14 protein-coding genes and 1 pseudogene are annotated in these 17,874 nt (G+C 49.4%); 6 read left to right on the plus strand and 9 right to left on the minus strand.

Going from position 1 to position 17,874, the window contains the following annotated elements; translation table 11 throughout:
- From NT073_RS21855 to NT073_RS21870, 4 genes and pseudogenes are all read left to right on the plus strand, one after another.
- Nucleotides 1-2,722, plus strand: a pseudogene (locus tag NT073_RS21855) (SusC/RagA family TonB-linked outer membrane protein); the annotation flags it as partial.
- Between the two features lie 36 nt (nt 2,723-2,758).
- Entirely contained in the window at nt 2,759-4,324 is a 1,566-nt protein-coding gene (locus tag NT073_RS21860) for a RagB/SusD family nutrient uptake outer membrane protein (protein WP_297377690.1), read from the plus strand.
- A gap of 209 nt (nt 4,325-4,533) precedes the next feature.
- The gene (gene msrA, locus NT073_RS21865) at nt 4,534-5,196 is read left to right on the plus strand and encodes a peptide-methionine (S)-S-oxide reductase MsrA (RefSeq protein WP_297377691.1); all 663 of its coding nucleotides are present in this window, start codon (nt 4,534-4,536) and stop codon (nt 5,194-5,196) included.
- Nucleotides 5,197-5,282: 86 nt separating this feature from the next.
- Nucleotides 5,283-6,491 carry an MFS transporter gene (locus NT073_RS21870; protein WP_297377694.1) on the plus strand — a complete coding sequence of 403 codons (1,209 nt, stop codon included), beginning with the start codon at nt 5,283-5,285 and terminating at the stop codon, nt 6,489-6,491.
- 12 nt (nt 6,492-6,503) lie between these two features.
- Here the strand turns inward: NT073_RS21870 and NT073_RS21875 are convergent, their stop codons facing one another.
- The 4 genes from NT073_RS21875 to NT073_RS21890 form a co-directional block, all read right to left on the minus strand.
- On the minus strand, nt 6,504-6,824 hold the full coding sequence (locus NT073_RS21875) for a multidrug efflux SMR transporter (protein ID WP_297377696.1): 321 nt from the start codon (nt 6,822-6,824) through the stop codon (nt 6,504-6,506).
- Between the two features lie 752 nt (nt 6,825-7,576).
- Nucleotides 7,577-9,067, minus strand: a complete 1,491-nt coding sequence (locus NT073_RS21880) for a gliding motility-associated C-terminal domain-containing protein (RefSeq protein WP_297377698.1) — start codon at nt 9,065-9,067, stop codon at nt 7,577-7,579.
- Nucleotides 9,068-9,538: 471 nt separating this feature from the next.
- Nucleotides 9,539-10,309, minus strand: a complete 771-nt coding sequence (locus NT073_RS21885; protein ID WP_297377699.1) for a response regulator — start codon at nt 10,307-10,309, stop codon at nt 9,539-9,541.
- Between the two features lie 313 nt (nt 10,310-10,622).
- The gene (locus NT073_RS21890; protein ID WP_297377700.1) at nt 10,623-12,704 is read right to left on the minus strand and encodes a tetratricopeptide repeat protein; all 2,082 of its coding nucleotides are present in this window, start codon (nt 12,702-12,704) and stop codon (nt 10,623-10,625) included.
- 258 nt (nt 12,705-12,962) lie between these two features.
- Here NT073_RS21890 and NT073_RS21895 point away from each other — a divergent pair, with 258 nt between their 5' ends.
- Together NT073_RS21895 and NT073_RS21900 are read left to right on the plus strand one after the other, a co-directional pair.
- A complete protein-coding gene (locus tag NT073_RS21895) occupies nt 12,963-13,334 on the plus strand; it encodes a BlaI/MecI/CopY family transcriptional regulator (protein WP_297377703.1) in 372 nt (123 codons plus the stop codon).
- Nucleotides 13,331-14,674 (plus strand): M56 family metallopeptidase, encoded by a 1,344-nt coding sequence (locus NT073_RS21900; protein ID WP_297377705.1) that lies wholly within the window; start codon nt 13,331-13,333, stop codon nt 14,672-14,674. The genes NT073_RS21895 and NT073_RS21900 overlap by 4 nt, the downstream gene beginning before the upstream one ends.
- Nucleotides 14,675-14,682: 8 nt before the next feature.
- On the opposite strand, the gene NT073_RS21905 is transcribed toward NT073_RS21900, so the two are convergent.
- The 5 genes from NT073_RS21905 to NT073_RS21925 form a co-directional block, all read right to left on the minus strand.
- Nucleotides 14,683-14,886, minus strand: coding sequence for a hypothetical protein (locus tag NT073_RS21905; RefSeq protein WP_297377707.1), 204 nt, complete (start codon nt 14,884-14,886; stop codon nt 14,683-14,685).
- A 97-nt stretch (nt 14,887-14,983) separates the two neighbouring features.
- A complete protein-coding gene (locus tag NT073_RS21910; RefSeq protein ID WP_297377709.1) occupies nt 14,984-16,036 on the minus strand; it encodes a sugar phosphate isomerase/epimerase in 1,053 nt (350 codons plus the stop codon).
- The gene (locus tag NT073_RS21915; RefSeq protein ID WP_297377711.1) at nt 16,033-16,401 is read right to left on the minus strand and encodes a DUF5615 family PIN-like protein; all 369 of its coding nucleotides are present in this window, start codon (nt 16,399-16,401) and stop codon (nt 16,033-16,035) included. The genes NT073_RS21910 and NT073_RS21915 overlap by 4 nt, the downstream gene beginning before the upstream one ends.
- Complete coding sequence (locus tag NT073_RS21920) at nt 16,401-16,637, minus strand: DUF433 domain-containing protein (protein WP_297377713.1); 237 nt, start codon at nt 16,635-16,637, stop codon at nt 16,401-16,403. The genes NT073_RS21915 and NT073_RS21920 overlap by 1 nt, the downstream gene beginning before the upstream one ends.
- Before the next feature lie 44 nt (nt 16,638-16,681).
- A complete protein-coding gene (locus tag NT073_RS21925; RefSeq protein WP_297377715.1) occupies nt 16,682-17,827 on the minus strand; it encodes a Gfo/Idh/MocA family oxidoreductase in 1,146 nt (381 codons plus the stop codon).
- Between the last annotated feature and the right edge of the window lie 47 nt (nt 17,828-17,874).

Consider the following 17,874-nt stretch of genomic DNA (forward strand, 5'->3'; position numbering starts at 1 on the left):
AACCAGGCACTGTCGGGTCGTATGCCCGGGGTGCAGGTCAACACCAACTCGGGACGACCCGGCGGACGCACCACCGTCCGCATCCGGGGATTCAGCTCCATCAACTCCTCCAACAACCCCCTCTACGTCGTTGATGGCGTCATGCTCCCACAAGGAACCGGCGACCAGTTCAGCAACCCCATCGATTACATCAACCCCAACGACATCGTTAACGTGGAGGTCCTCAAGGATGCCTCCTCCACCGCCATCTACGGAGCTCGCGGTGCCAACGGCGTTATCTTGGTACAAACCCGTAAAGGAAAAGCTGGCGAGAGCCGGGTCACCTACGACGGTCAGTTCAGCGTCAACACCATCGGGCCCAACAAACCCAAGGTCCTCAATGCCAAAGAGTATCTGGCCACCGAAGACCTGGCCTACGCCAACATGGCCAAGTATGACCCCGTCGGCTGGCAAGTGGTCCTACCTCGACCCCAAAGTGCGCCGGGCGGCTTTCAGTGCGGCTCACCCCGGTGTGTTCGATGCCAACCTGAATCCTTTGTATGACACCGACTGGTTCAAAGAGTCGGCTCAGAACAAACTTTCTCAGAACCACCAGTTAGGCTTCAGTGGCGGTAACGAGCGCACCCAGTACTCGCTCTCGCTCAACTACCGCGATGATCAGGGCTTGATCAAGACCTCCTACATGAAGCGCTACTCGGGTCGTTTCTCCATCGATGACCAGGTCAAGAGCTGGCTCAAGATCGGCGGTACGATGAGTTACAACTACCAGACAGAAAACCTGGTAGATATCAACGATGCGGTAGCCCGTCAGATCGTGGAGGACTTTCCCTTCCTGCCCGTACGCTACCCTGATACGGGTGTCTTTGCCGAGAACCGGGATTACCCCTATGCGGAAGGTACCATGAGTTCGGTTCACCGGCTGCTGGACCGCAAGTACATCCAGAACACCCAGACCATTTTGGGCAGCCTGTTCACCAACATCACCTTTGGTAAAGGCCTGGAGATGCGTACGGTATTGGGGACCAACATTCAGACTCAGGAGATCAACCAGTCGCAGACCCGTACGCTCAACATCGGCAACAACGGTAACGCATCAGCCAACAATAACCGGCAGAATTTCTGGTCGTTGGAGAACTATCTGACCTATAACAAGCAGTTTGGTCAGGATCACTCTTTCACCGGTCTGTTGGGTCTGTCGTGGCAGGAAACCAACACCTTTGGCATTGGCGCCAGCGTGAGCGGTTTCGCTACTGACTATTTCGGTTTTAACAATTTAGGAGCTGGTGCAATTAACCCAGGGGTCAGTTCGGGCGCTTCGCGCTTTGCCTTTAACTCGTACTTTGGTCGGATCAACTACGGCTACAAGAATAAGTACCTCTTCACGGCTACGGGCCGGGCCGACGGCTCCTCCAAGTTCGGAGAAAACCACAAGTTTGCCTTCTTCCCCTCGGCGGCTCTGGCCTGGCGGGTATCGGAAGAAGACTTCCTCAAAGGCAACTCTGTTATCTCGAATATGAAGATCCGTACCAGCTACGGCCTGACCGGTAACTCTGAAATCCCCCCTTACTCTTCGCTGTCATTACTCAGCTCGAACTATTCGACCATCTACAACGATACCAGAGTAAGTGGAACAGGTATCAACCGTCTGGCTAACCCTGACCTTCGCTGGGAGAAAACGGCTCAGACCGATGTAGGTTTGGAAGTTGGTTTCCTCAAAGGGCGTATCACCCTGGAAGCTGATTACTACTACCGCCTGACGACCGACATGCTGCTGGATGCCCCCGTACCCCAGTCGAGCGGCTACGCGACAATCCGGCGCAACGTAGGGTCGATGGAGAACAAAGGTTTTGAGTTTGGCATCAACACGGTGAACATCAACCGGGGTACCTTCAGTTGGAACACCTCCTTCAACATCTCGCTCAACAAAAACAAAGTACTCTCCCTGGCTACCCCGTCTGATATCTTCAACGTAGGTGGTCCTAACTTCACCAACCCCACCAACGTCATTCGGGTGGGCGAACCAGTAGGCTCTTTCTGGGGACTGACCCGGGTAGGCGTGTGGAGTGAAGCCGAGCGGGAAGAAGCCGCCAAGTTCACCAGCTACCGTAACGGGTTGACCATTCTGCCCGGCGACATCAAGTACCTGGACGTGAACGGTGACAAAGCCATCACCGATGCGGACCGCAGCATCATTGGCAACGGTAGCCCAAAAGGCTGGGGAGCTATGACCAACAACATTCGCTTTGGCAACTTCGATGCCACGCTGGAATTGCAGTACATGTTTGGCAACCAAGTGATGATGATGAACCTTCACGCCAGTGAAGACCGTCAGGCGCTGGCCAACAGCTATTCGTCGGTGCTCAACGCCTGGACGCCAACCAATCAGGGTAGCCAGATTGCCGAAGTTCGGGACACACGGGCCGGCTACGTGACCAACGTAGATAGCCACTGGATCAAGGATGGCTCGTTCCTGCGGGGCCGCAACCTCCTGTTTGGCTATACGCTGCCAGCTAACGTAACGTCTAAATTGAAGATGAACCGGTTACGGGTATACGTTTCCGCTCAGAACTTCTTCCTGTTGCTGAAAGATCCGATCGTTGGTGATCCGGAAGTTACACCTACCAACCAGGGCACGGGTAACAGCGCTTTTTCGCAGGGCATGATCTGGCACAACTATCCTAAGCCAACTACATATCTCTTAGGCCTGCAAATTGGCTTGTAGTTCGCAAATGCATTTAATTAACTGACATTTTCTTGTATGAGACATACCCTAGTAAAAAATATAAGTAGAGTTTTGCTGTGCGGTGCAGCCCTGATGGGTCCGGCCGGTTGTACTGAATTCCTGAAGGAACAAGCGCCTTCAAATTTGACAACAAGCAACTTCTATACTATTCCTGACCATGCCGAAGCCGGTTTGGCATCGGTCTACGCCAGTCTGCGCTTTATGGGCGATGGTGCTGGTATCTTCTCCAGCAACTGGCAGTTGCTCGAAGCCCTGACGGGAACCTCCACCACCGAGACCGCTCAGAACTCCGACCTCAATAACCTGTATAGTCTGGTGCATGACGGTAACACGGCACATGTGGTCAACTACTGGAACGGTCTTTACCGGGTTATCGCCAATGCCAATCAGGTACTGGATCGGGTTCCCGCCATCACACCGATGGATGCTGCGCAGAAAACCAAGATTCTGGGTGAAACCCGGTTCCTGCGGGCTTCGGCTTACTTTACGGCTGTTCAATTGTGGGGTGATATCCCGCTGATTACGACGCCCCAGACGGCAGCATCGACGGATTTCCTTCCCGCACGGGCCTCTAAAGAAGATGTCTACAAACTGATTGTCGATGACCTGTTAGCCGCTGAAGCTTCGGGACTGGCCTGGATGGATGCGAGTGGTCGGGTTAACCTGGCAGCGGTGAAAACCCAGCTCGCCAAGGTGTACCTCACCATGGCCGGCTTCCCCCTCAGCAAAGGAGCCTCCCACTACAAACTGGCCGCCGACAAGGCCCTGGAGGTCATCACCTACGCCAACGCAAACCCCTCGGTGATCAACCTCTTCACCACCTACGAGGACGTTCACCGGGAAAGCACCAAGAACCGCGTCGAGCACCTCTTCATGCTTCAGTACAATACGCTGGTAGCGGGTAACCCGATGGACAACTTCTACCCCAACTTCAAACCCGTTACCTACAACGGGCCCGGAGGAACTGGTAGCTCGGTACCGACAACCGCTTTCTACAACTCTTACGAGCCAGGTGACTTGCGGGCAAAAGATCAGGCGGGGTACTTCTACACCACCTACTACACCAACGGCAACGGAGCGCCCTTCTCACTGGGCGCACCTTACGTCTTCAAGCACTTCAACCGCACCGCCAACGGGACGGCAGGGGTGGCTGGCTCGCGTCAGAACAACCTCAACGTGCCTCAGATCCGCTTTGCCGAAACGCTGTTGATCTACGCCGAAGCCCAGAACGAAGTAGGCGGGCCTACCCAGGCGGCTTATGATGCCTTCAAGCGGATTCGGGACCGGGCCACCCTAACCACCCCGGCTCTGGGCACCTACACCCAGGCTTCTTTCCGGGAAGCGGTTTGGCGCGAACGCTGGCATGAACTGTGTTACGAACAGATCACCTGGTTCGACATGGTTCGGTTACGGAAAGTCTACAACGAGACCACCAATGGCTTCGACAACTTTGTGGGCCACGTGAATAAAAGTTCGAATCAGGCTTTGCAGGAGAAGCATCTGCTGTTGCCCATTCCGAAGCAGGAGCTGTTGAACAACCCCAACCTGAAGACCCAGAACCCAGGGTATCCAGGCGTTTAAGGGCTAACTGATTTATAAGTAGAAGCCGATAGGGTCGTCATGACCTTATCGGCTTTCTTATTGTAAACGTATTGTTACACAGAGATACACTAATAAGGAATTACAAAAACTCAATGTATCTCTGCGAATCTCTATGTAACGATTTTGCCAACGAAACCGGAACTCATTTTCAAACGTTTATACAGCAACACAATACTTCACTAAACAACATGAAAGGAATTCATTTATTGGCATTAAGTCTGCTATTGCTGGCAGGGTGTGCACAGGGCCAATCGAAAGACTACGCACCTGCTAAACTTCCTGCCCTGAAACCGGGCGAAGCGGTGGCAACCTTCGCAGGAGGATGCTTCTGGGCGCTTGAAGAAGGGATGAACCAGTTGAAAGGAGTTCGGGAAGTAATCTCGGGTTATGCTGGCGGCAATGTTAAGAATCCAACGTATGAGCAGGTAGGTACCGACGAAACGGGCCATGCTGAATCTGTTCAGGTTTATTACGACCCGAAGGTGATCAGCTACTCGCAGTTACTCGACGCTTTTTTTGCTGGACACGACCCCACGACGCTGAACCGACAGGGGCCTGATGTTGGTCGTGATTACCGATCTGTAGCTTTTTACCGGACACCGGATGAAAAAGCGGAGATCTTAGCCGCTATCAAACGGACTAATGACTCGAAGCATTACGCAAACCCTGTCGTTACGGAGGTGACGCCCCTCACGGCGTTCTATCCGGCCGAAAATTATCACCAGAATTACTTTTCGCTTCACCCCGACCAGCCTTACATCCAGCGGGTGTCTTTACCCAAAGTTGAAAAACTCCGGAAAGCAATGGCGGGTCACCTGAAAAACAATACGTCGTTAACGATGAATAACTAGTAAGCGGTTCGATACCCTTAGCCAGGTATCGGTAACAGAAAATAGATTATTTAAAATAGCCGGTTTAAACCGGCTATTTTTGTAGTATGAATACAACAGCCTCTCTGAATAAACCAAATCGAAATCTATTCATTCAAAACCTGCTGACATTCTTCCTGAACCAGCAGGCGCTGGCCGTTGGGCTGGTCTTTGCTTCCGATAGTGTTCTGTTCGGCAGCTGGGTGGCCCACATTCCATTTGTCAAAGCCAAACTCCATCTTTCAGATGCCGAACTGGGATTAACGCTGTTTGCCATGCCCATTGGTTTACTGGTCATGAATCCACTAACCGGCTGGATTATTTCCCGACTTGGTGAAGCCCGCGCCTGTTTCTGGTCGGCGGTAGGGTTGACATTAGCCGTTTGCATCCCGCTCAACGCGCCAAATCCGATAATTCTTTGCCTTGGTTTATTCCTGATGGGATTGAATGCGGCCCTCCTCAACGTGGCCATGAACACCACCGCTACAAATCTGGAACGGGCACAGGGTATTGTCATCATGTCCTCGTGCCATGGCATGTGGAGTCTGGGCGGACTGTTTGGCTCTGGTATTGCAGGGGCTGTTATTGCGTTGCATGTATCGCCCCCCATCCATATCATGATCATGGCGGGCTTAATTCTGCTCATGACCTTTATTTTGCAACCGATTCTGGCAAAAGTCCCTTCGAGCAGCCGAACAGAAACGGGCGAGAAAGCCGGGTCGTCATTCGTTCGGCCTAATCTGGACTTGTTATTAATGATTTTGATCGGCTTGTCGCTGGCCATGGGCGAAGGGGCCGCTTTCGACTGGAGTGCCGTGTATTTGCGTGAGACACTTGGGGCCAGCAGCCAGATTGCTGCGCTGGGCTTTGGCGCGTTCTCGCTTACAATGACCGGTTTCCGTTTCCTGGGCGACGCGATCATTCCCAAAATAGGTGCCAAACGCTGGTTACAGATTGGCGGTGTGGTGGGTGCAGGCGGCTTGTTATTCGCCATGGCTCTCCCCTACCCGGCAACGGCACTGATCGGCTTTGGCGTGCTGGGAGCAGGTTGCTCGTTGGGTGCACCGGTGCTGTATGCGGCCTCTATGCGCGTAGAGGGTATTCCACCGGCGGCCGGTCTGGCCACGTTTGCGACGTTTAGTTTTATTGGATTTCTGGCGGGTCCGCCCATCATCGGATTTGTTGCCGAAGCTTTTGGACTGGTGTACGGATTAGGCTTCGTGGCCATCATGCTGTTGATTTCGGCCGGTTTGGCCAAATTGGTAAAGCTGTTTTGACCATTGACTGGTTTAATGGGCCGACACGGCTTTCAGGCCAATCACTGAGCCAACCAGGAGTACAATGAAGAAAAGCCGCCAGAAATCGCTCGGTTCCCGAAAGAAAATCATACCCGTTACAACTGTTCCGGCGGCTCCAATTCCCGTCCAGACGGCATAAGCCGTGCCCAGTGGAATGTCCTGCGCGGCTTTGTTAAGGCAGTAAAAACTAAGTGCGGCACAGACAAGAAAGCCTGCCGCCCAGCCTACGTTTCGAAAATTGTCTGACAGCTTGAGACAAGTTGTAAAACCAACTTCAAACAAGCCCGCCAGAATAAGAATAAGCCACGCCATTTCAGAATAGAGAAAAGTGTTTCAGTTATAACCCCATTGTCGGCACATTGTCTTTCTATCCGGCAAAATGCGTAGTACTGTTAACGAAACCGCAATCAACTCAACTCATGACTTAGCCGTTGCCTCCATCCCAAGAACGCGCAAAAAATCAGGGGTTCCCGCCTATATGATCTATGAAACGCTCAACGGTTGTGCGCTCTATTACCGTGGTTACCGGGATGTAACGACCGAAAAAAAACACCCGCCGAAATTATGGGGAGCAGTTCATTACAGGCTACGTTGGTCATGTTTTTAGGACGGGTTATTAGCTGAAAGAGATATCTGGTCGTCACCAACGGATCGGGTGTTCATTTCGATAAAGACAATAACCTTTCCAACGACATCGCCATCTACGATAAGTCGGTTGGTTTGACACTAACGGATAAGTATTTCGACATTCCCCCGAAAATCGCGATTGAAGTAGACGTTCGTATTGAACCAGGCCAATTCGAAGGGAAGGAGTCGGCTATATGTATGTGAAAACCGAGCGGCTGCTTGCTTTTGGCGTTGAGCAGGTAATCTGGGTTACTACCCAACCAAAAAAATATTCGTGGCAACCCGCACCGCCCCCTGACTAACCCAGAACCGGGACGCGACCGTACCCGTTCTGGACGATATAGTGCTGAATCTGGCTGATTTACTAACCAAAGAAGGGATTGAGTTTTAGAGCGTCTAACTACTTATATCCCACTACTGGATAATCGAACGTACGCCTAGCGAAGGAGAGTAAGTGCCCCCTGCTTCTGGCCGGATGTTGATTTCCCCCGTTGATTCAGCTGATACTGAATACTCCAGGCATACACCCCCACCTCACAAAGTTCACCACGATACTGTCCATCCCACTGAAACGGTGCGTTTGACGTCTGGAAAATTATTTCACCCCACCGGTCGAACACCGCCAGGGATGTAATCGTGATATCGCCACAACCGTAGGCCAGAAACAGATCATTCAGGCCATCCCCATTTGGTGTAAAGCTGGATGGCGCATACAGAATACACTCGCAGGCTTCGTAATCAATCAGGACCGAGTCCAGTACTGTTGCACAATCATTTTGAACACTGGCCCTGTACACGCCCGAACTGCTTACCGTTCGTTCGATACCCGTTACCTGGTCCAGCCAGGAAAAATTACCTTCGGACAGGGTTGGTTGTATGGTAAAAAGCTGCGCTCCACATAAGGACTGGTCCGGCCCCAAATCCAGCTCGGGGGGCCGAACGTACCGTACATAAATACTATCGGAAGCCACACAACTGGCCTGTGTGACCTGAATGAGGTACTGACCCTCTTTTTGAACGGTCAGCGTACTTTGCCGGGAACCATCCTGCCAGCGATAGGTTGATCCGGCTGCTGCCGGGACCTTCAGGGTAAGCGTCTTGCCATTACAGAGCGTGGTATCAGCCCCCAGGTCAAAGTCCAGTGCGTAATCAATCGTAATACTATCCCGTAGGGTCTTACAGTTCGTTACGGCGGTTACAGAGTACTTACCGGGCCGGGTAACTAGCAATGTGGGGGCTGTACTACCGTCATTCCAACGATAATAGGATGCACCCGGCGTGGTGGCATCCAGCAGCAGGGTACTTTTGCGACCACAGAGCGTAGAGTCCTTCCCCAACTCAAGTTTGGTGGGAACTAACGAAACATCGTCGACGAATAGGTAATAAAACCCCAGGAAAGGGGGCGTTTTTGTAAAGCTCCCAATGGTAACATATTGCTCTCCCCCTTTGGCGGTCAGAAACCCAGCTATACGATGCCATTGCAGACGAGCGATACTAGCTTGGGGACTATTGTCCAGAATTTGCGGCTGAAGGGTGAATCGATCTGTTGATGCTGGATTCTTGACCAGGTCGGTCGAAAAATAAGCTCCAAGTGTTTCGGTCTGATATTTAGTAGGCGTATCCGTAGCTACGTACATCTCGAAGTAATAACACTCGTTGGCATCGAGTGGCTTTGTAAGACGTACGCCCAGGTACTCTGCCCACCCCTGATCAAAGAATAAACGCCCTACCCCCTGGCCCGAATGAGGTGGCAAAGACATTTGCCCGGTCTGATAACAGGTGTTATAGAAGTCGGGTGTGGCACGGTTGGGGTTATACCAGGGTATAGCTTCAATGAGCAGGTTATCCTGCCGAGGGCAATTACTGTAAGTTTCAAAGCTGCCGTTAGGAACAAGATTTTGCCCCGCTACCCGTTCAGACAGGATCATGGCAAGCCAAGCCAACAGCCAACAATATACTTTACACACAGCCTTTTCAAGCGTTACATTGAGTAAATCCGATTACTAGAACTACAAAATAGATAGCCTCTAATATACACTATTTTACTCGCCTGATATCGTTTAGTTGCGGACTACTTATTTAGTAGCCATACTAAAAAACCCTCGATCATTCTACTGTAGAAGAGTCGAGGGCAATGAGTTGACTAATGAGCACCTGCAACAGGCTTTTCTAATTGGTGCCGAACCGGGTTTCCATTTCTAAAAACCCGGTTCGGCGAGAGGAAGGTAGAACTAATGATATGATAAAGATACCCAATTCCTAATGAAGTAATATAGAATGGTTGTAAGTATCTAAAAATTGTAAGTGAGTAACCAGATTTGGGATGTAAATACGCGTTTTGCCTGTCTCTGATCAAGATCTGATCGGACAAGTAGGGTCGACAGGGGGTACTCTGTTTGTCAATAATGATTAAATCGCTGTAAAAATTCCTCTTTATAACTTCTGCTTAGAGGCAATAACTGCGTACCAATGCTCAATTCTGTATCGTTGAACGAATCGACTTTGTGAATATTGACCGCATAGGATCGATGAATTCGCACAAGAGACGGCAAATTCATCCGTTCTAATATCCCGCTTAATGTCAACCTAATTACGTATTTCCGATTACCTGTAATTAAAGTCGTGTACACATTGTCGGCCTCCAGATACAGTAGGTCATCGACGTTAATTTTAACAAACTGATAATTTTGTTTTACAAACAGATGATCGTTGATGTGCAGGATTGTCTCCCGATCACGCGTACCTTTTTCAAGTGGGGCCGCCACCGCCGAAACAGGCTTACTCCGCTGGTTGAAATTATGAATAGCCAATTCAATGGCGGTTCGAAGACTGGCCAGTTGATAAGGCTTGTTGACATACGCGGCCGGATAGGTCTGCTTAGCCCTTTCCAGGGTTTCTCGGTCTGTAAGAGCGGTCAGGTAGATAACAGGAATGGGCCGTTCGGCGGTTAACCGTCGAACTGTTTCAATACCGTCCCAATCGCCTTTTATGGTAATATCGCAGAGGAGTAGATCAACTCGCTGCCGCTGGAATAAGTCAAGTGCTTTGCGGCCATTATTCGCAATACCCACTATGAAATAGCCGTCTGCTTCCAGACTGTCGCTCAACTCCATAGCTAAAATACCTTCATCTTCAACCAGTAGAATATGTATGCGCTCGTCACTAATCATTAAAGGTGGCGTTTTACGAATTTCTATGACTAGGCGTAGATGTAAGCATTCATCCCTGAAAATAAAAACAATTCTCTACATCCACGTCGATTTACCTGTTATAGAGCAAAGATATATACCTATTTGGGCTTTATACAGCATTTAAGTTAACTCAATGGCTATAACAAACAGTTAGCTATCCTGAAAACAGAGTACTATAATTATAACCCATATATTCATTTGTTGTTAAAAAGAAGTCAAACAGGATTTTTCGAACAGAAAGGAAGCCCTAAACAGCATTTGACGAGCTTCTGTCCAGATTTGGTATAATCCATTAGGCTGCCAGCCGGGTTTGTGGAATGTGTAATCGGAACAAGGTTCCGTTTTGGGATACCAGTTCAAAGTTGCCTTCCAGTTGTTCGGCAAGCGAGGTGACCAAACGTCGGCCAAATGATTTTCGGCTACCCGATTTCTGCCAGTCATCCGCTTTTATGCCAGGGCCATTATCTTGTACTTCCAGCGTAATACCGGGTTGTAGAGAGCCATCCGTATAATCCAGCTTGATCCGCAGCAAAGGCCGTTCCTGGTGGATAAAAGCATATTTAAAGGAGTTTGTGATAAGTTCGTTGACAATCAATCCCAATGGCATCGCAACATCGACATCCAACTCCTGTAGAACAACATCTACCTGTAGGTCGAAGTTGGACGACTCATACCCATACGCCTGCATCAGACTTTCAGCCAGATCGGTCAGATACTCCCGTATGTTAACGATGGTCACCCGGTCCGACTGGTATAACCGCTGATGTATCAACGACATTGCCTGCACCCGCTGCTGGCCTTTTCGTAGCGCCTGAATTGCTTTTTCATCGGTCAGACCATTGGCCTGCAAAGTGAGTAGGCTCGATACAATGGCTAGGTTGTTTTTTACCCGGTGGTGTAATTCCTTCATCAACGTACGAAGCTGATCCGACTGGCTGATGAGTTGCTGACTGTTGCTGGTAATGATTTCGTTCTGGGCAGATAAGCGCACATTCGCCCGGCGAATTGCCCAATACTGACCTACCAGCATACTAAGCAAGAGAAAAAGTAAACCCAGCCCGCCCGCCATGTACTGCATTTGACGGGTAGTCTGATGATTTTGCTGATCGAGTGCCGTAATTTGATTTATCCGCCTTTGGGTCTCGTATTTTGCCTGAACTTCGGCAACGGCCCGCGTTTTTTCGACCTCAGCAGCCGCCTGAATCTGTGCAATTCTACGGTCTTTCTCTGCCTGAATAGCCGCTATTTCTTTCGCCTTTACCGATTCTATCCGGGCAATCTCCCGCGCTTTGGCCAGGACCAGGTTAGCTTGGATTGTAGCCAGATCATTAGCTTTCTTAACCGCAAACTGCTCTTCCAGACTTGCTACCGTTCGGGTCTTTTCGAGCGTCATTAACGAATCTTCTATTCGCTTGTTCTGCACGGCATAGTAATAGGCTTTATCATATTTCCCCGTACTGGCATACATCTGCGACATCATCTTGTATACCGACCGGCTTAACGGAGCATCTTTACTTTGTTCAACCAGCTTTATAGCTTTTTCACCATAATACTCAGCCTCTTCATTTTTCTTTAACGCCTGATAGGCAGTGGATAAATTTCGATAATTGTGTACCAGACTGGTAGTTCTGTTCACTTCCAGATTAATAGCCAGCGCCTTGTTAAGATACCCGATAGCTTCTTCGTACCGGCCCTGTACATTCGAATTCTTACCCAGGTTGTTATAAATGACCCGGTAAGCTTCCGGCTTAGAATGAATGGCATCGTTGATGGCTATCGCCCTGAGAAAACATTCTCGACCACGTTCGAACTCATTCAGGTCTTCATAGATAATTCCAAGATTCACATAATTATCGGCCAGATTACGGCTAGCCTTGATGTTTTGGTTGATAGCAATGGCCTGCTGCATATAGTATATTCCTTTTTCAAGGTGATTGCGCACCCGCTGATTTTCACCCATGGTTTTATACAGTAGTCCCATCGTATGGTACACCCGGGCAACAGAACCGGGCTTGCGGCTGCGGGTGAAACAGTTTATGGCCGACTGAGCATTCAATAAAGATTCGTCGAACAGGCCCTGATGCAGCCGAATGGTAGCCGTCAATAAATGATATTCGCCTAACGCAGCGACGTTGTTTGTGCGCCTGGAGAGTGCCAGCATTGGCTTCAGGTACTGATTGGCCGAATCGAGCTGACTTTGTTTGTAAAAATTATTCGCAATATCGTAGTAAGTGTTTGCCCGGGTAGTGTCGGGCTGCCTGTTATGCAGCGTTGCTTTCAGACTATCGATTAATTGACGCTGTGCCTGTGCATCATTTGAGGTGATTATCTCGATCACAAGAAAGCCAAACAAAGCCCAGAAATGACTTTTCATGCGTATTGAGCGTACCATTTTGGATAAAGGGAAGTAGCTGTGACAATTGCAATAACTAAAGGAAAGATACAATAAAATTCAAGTTCAATGTAAACCGGATGGCTCTTACATGTTCAGAAGCTGTTTAATTGCCCCCGGCATCGACTAAAGAAACGACAGGGCACCAACGATTTTTCCCGGCAATCAATAAATCAATCAATAATTTGACTTTATCTTTTCTTATTCTACATTTGTAGAATAATCTCTATAACCATAGAAATGAAGCTATCTGCTGCCGAAGAAATCCTGATGCAACACCTGTGGAAACGGGAAAGAGCATTCATGAAGGATCTTCTTGATGCTTACGACGATCCCAAACCAGCCGTCACAACAGTGGCCACGTTACTCAAGCGGGTTATTGATAAAGGGTTTGTCAGCTATCGGGAATTTGGAAATTCAAGAGAGTATTATCCGCTAATTGCCCGGAACGATTATTTCTCTACTCATGTGAATGGGCTCATCAAGAATTTCTTCAATAATTCGGCGGCCCAGTTTGCTTCGTTTTTTACTACCGAAACACACTTATCAGCGTCTGAACTCGAAGCGCTTAAAGACATTATTGATCAGGAAATTCAAAAACGGAAATCATGATAGCTTATGTTCTTAAATCCATCCTATGCCTGTTGATCTTGTTCGGCTTTTATAAACTATTGCTGGAAGGCGAAAAACTCCACTGGTTCAATCGGTTCTACTTATTGTTCAGCCTCATCTTTTCGTTGGTCATCCCCCTGCTGACGATCAATGTTCAACCTGAACTGGTTCCTATTTTAGAACCTCAGCCCAACTACCAGGCCGAGCGCTATCTGACAAATCTGGCTGAACAAAACTATAGATCGGCTCAACCAGTATACGACTTTTTGGCCATTGCCGAGCTACTTTACGGCCTTGTGGCATCGATCCTGCTCATTCGATTTGGCCGAAATATTTTCTCCCTGATTCAGCGCATCAGACAGCACCGGAAAGTTCGGTACCAGGATGCTACCCTTGTCCTTCTGCCTGAAGATGGCCTGCCTCATACGTTTCTACATTACCTTTTTGTTGGCAAATCCGCCTTCGAGTCACAGGCCATTGAGCCGGAATTGTTCACGCACGAACTGGCACACATCCGGCAGAGGCACACCTACGATATTCTTTTTATTGAGCTGCTTTCCTGCTTCTATTGGTTTAATCCCTTGCTTTTGCTGATCAAACGCGCCATCCGGCTCAATCACGAATTTCTGGCCGATTCGGCAGTCCTTAATCAACACAAGCACGTCATTGAATACCAGCGTTTACTACTGAGCAAGTTAACCCTTACCACACCCGTTTATTTAGCCAGTCAACTAACGTTTCACGCAACCAAACAACGATTTTTTATGATGACCAAACACACATCCAGAACCCGGGTTTTAATTGTCAGTACGCTGGCATTAAGCTTAATTATGCTAGTTGGAGCTATTTTTAGCACCAAATTGGTTGCTCAAGTGCCCGCAGCAATCCCACAAAAATCGCAACCCGAAACAGTCCGGAAGCCTCTTCCGGTGGAGTCAAATAAATACCAAGAGCAGTACAAAGACAAGCTGGTTGTGACTGCATTTAGAGGTCGACAGAAGTTTGCAAATCTGTCTGAAGAAGAGAAGAAGAATGTTATTTTAATTGCGCCTATACCTCCAAAAACACCCACCGACGCTCAGTTTTCGGACTGGAAGAACCCCAAGTTATTTGGCATCTGGATCGACGATAAGCGGGTAAAAAATGAAGTACTTGATAAATATAAGCCTATTGATATTGCGTCGTTTTCGGGCAGCTTTGTCCATAAGAACGCCCGTCAGCCCGAAGGCTATTTGTACCAACTGGACTTAATGACCCATGCGGCCTACGAACGCTACCTGAAAGAGCAAAAAGAGAATCCGTTTTTAGTGGTAGAGCAGCGATTTTCCAAACGGAAATAGGCCAATAACTAATTAGACGGATTATACCGGGCAGCATCGATAATGGACCACAGATGAATGATCCACCCCATCAGGATAAACCAGAGTCCACCGGCCAGCACAAATTGCAGAATAGCCATCAACAGACGACCTTGTAGAAGTTGCCCTAACCCCGGAATGAAGAAGCTACAAAGAGCAGCAAGCACATTGCCACCCGAACCCTGACCTGCCATGGTATTCGTCGTTTGCGGTAAATATAGTCAGTCTGAAAACAAAAAAAGTGTCGGGTCTGAGGACCCGACACCACAAAAACATACAAATACGAAACGTTTATAGCCCCAACACTTTCTTATTGAAGGCATCATCGGCACCGGTGCCGGCGAAGTCGTCAAAAGCGCGTTCGGTCACACGGATGATGTGATCCGAAATGAATGGAGCACCTTCGGCAGCCCCTTGTTCAGGGTGTTTGATGGCGCACTCCCACTCCAATACCGCCCAGCGGTCGTAGTCGTACTGGGCCAGTTTCGAGAAGATACCCGCAAAATCAACCTGACCATCGCCCAGTGAACGGAACCGTCCGGCTCGCTCTACCCATCCCTGATACCCGCCATACACGCCCTGCTTACCCGTTGGGTTAAACTCAGCATCTTTCACATGGTACGCATAAATACGATCGTGGTAGAAGTCAATGAAGTGTAGATAATCCAGTTGTTGCAGCACAAAGTGGCTTGGGTCGTAGTTGATACCGGCGCGGGGGTGGTTGCCCACTTTTTCCAGGAACATCTCGAACGTGATGCCATCGTGCAGGTCTTCGCCAGGGTGCAGTTCATAGGCCAGATCAACACCAGCTTCGTCATACGCATTCAGGATGGGCAACCAGCGGTCGGCAAGTTCTTTGAAACCCGTTTCGACCAGACCCGCCGGACGCTGTGGCCAGGGGTACACAAATGGCCACAGCAGCGCGCCCGAAAAAGTAGGACTGGCCACCAGACCCAGATTCTTGCTGGCTTTGGCGGTCATTAGTAGCTGATCCACCGCCCATGCCTGCTGTTCTTTGGGTTTGCCTGCCAATTCGGCCGGACCGAAGCCATCGAACATGGGACCATAGGCTGGATGCACAGCTACCAGTTGCCCTTGCAGGTGGGTGGCGAGTTCAGTGATCTCAACGCCGATATCCTTCAGCTTCCCTTTTAGCTCATCGCAGTAGGTAAGGCTTTCCGAAGCCTGCTTCAGGTCGATCAGACGTGGGTCCCAGGTTGGGATCTGGATACCTTTGTAGCCTAGATCGGCCATGTATTTGGCAATCGTATCGAGCGAATTAAATGGGGCCGTATCACCCAGAAATTGGGCAAGAAAAATGCCCGGACCTTTCATCGTTTTCATTCTTCTGTGATTTGGTTATTAAGGGCTGAATTTGGATAAATCATTAGGCACCCTTTTTTTTCATTAGCAATAAATGCAGCAAACTGCTCGGAATAGTCCAGAAACAGGGTAAGGATAGCTTGATTACTCATATTTCCTGTTCGTAGCCAAATAATTTTTGGCGGAAATCCTTTTACAGAACCTATGTCGGGAATATCCTTATCGAACGTGACAACAGTGTAGTTGTTTTGCCGCGCATATTCCCATATTTTATAATCATCAACATTAACTAAACCACATTCCCGAACGCCTATCACCTCCGGGAATGTAGTCTTCAATTGCTTTACTACTCGAAAGGAAATATTTTGATCGAACAATAGTTGCATCAGGCAGCCATCAACAGTGTACCATTATCGCGGTCAGCAGCGAAAAGTAAAGCCGCCTGGATATCTTCGCGGGTTAACTCAGGAAAGTCATCAATTATTTCCTCAACGGTCTTTCCTGCACCTAACCACCCTAAAATATCACCGACCGTAATTCGCATTCCTCGTATACAGGGTTTACCACCCCGTTTGCCAGGTTCAATCGTAATAATGTTTGTGTACTTCCCTTGATACTGCATGACCTTAGTGCTTATATCTGAATCACTAAATTACGCTTTCACCATTAAATTTCCACCCAGGCCTGCTTCCGGTTCGATTCCAGGATTTTTTCGCAGATGAGCAACTCGCGGTAGCCATCGGCGAAGGTCGGGTAGGTTGGATTTTCGGGTTGTTTTCCGGCGGCAATCGCGTCGTATACTTCTTTGAACAACTGCTTCGACGTATCGGGAAAACCTTCGTTGTGGCCACCGGGGAAACTGATCACCGAGCGAGCTTCGGGGTGAGCCAGTGATGGATCGCGCATCAATGCCTCATTGGCACCGTCGCGGTTACCAATCCACATTTCGTTGGGCGCTTCGGAGTTCCAGGCAAACGTTTTCTTCGAACCGGCAATCTCCAGCTTCATCTGGTTCTTGCGACCCGCCGATACCTGCGACACCGTAATAACACCCCGATTCCCATTATCGAAACGAAGCAATACGTTGGCGTGATCTTCGGTATTGATGGGGACGTCAGCGTAATCTTCGGGTTGCAGCATTTTGCCCGAATAGGTCTCAACCGGCTTCAGTGGCTTTTTTCGCACTTTATGCACCGTGTTGAAATCGGCCATAACGGCCACCGTTTTCAGGCCCGTAATGTATTCGAGGCTGTCCATCAAGTGAGAACCGATATCGGCAATGGCACGCGAATCGCCCGACTTGTCGGGTTCCAGACGCCAGTTGTAATCAGTGTCGTAGAAAAGCCAATCCTGCAAATAGGAGCCGATAACCGAGTACACATCACCCAGGGCGTCCTGCTCACGCATCACCTTCATCTGGCGAACGAGCGGGTAATAGCGTAGGTTGAAATGCACGGCATTGACCAGGCCGGTTTGCTCAGCCAGTTCAACGAGTTCTTTGGCTTCGTGTAAATCTTTGGCCAGCGGCTTCTCACAAACAACGTGCTTGCCAGCCAGCAAAGCAGCTTTTGACTGCGAGTAATGCAGGAAGTTCGGCGTACAGATGTGTACAACCTTTATATCGTCCATAGCCAGAAGCTCCTCGAACGTGCAGGATCGCTCAATACCGAGCTGATCGGCTTTCTGACGAGCCAGTTCAGGAGTCACCTCACACAGGGCGAGGACGTTTGTGTTTGGAAGGCGACGCAGGGCTTCGATGTGCGCGGGTCCGATGAATCCGGTGCCAACAACACCGATGTTGATTTTTTGCATTGATGTAGGGTTAAAGGGTATGCCACAGAGATTCACAAAGGCACACG

This window comes from Spirosoma sp. (assembly GCF_026391055.1).
Taxonomy (GTDB): Bacteria; Bacteroidota; Bacteroidia; order Cytophagales; family Spirosomataceae; genus Spirosoma.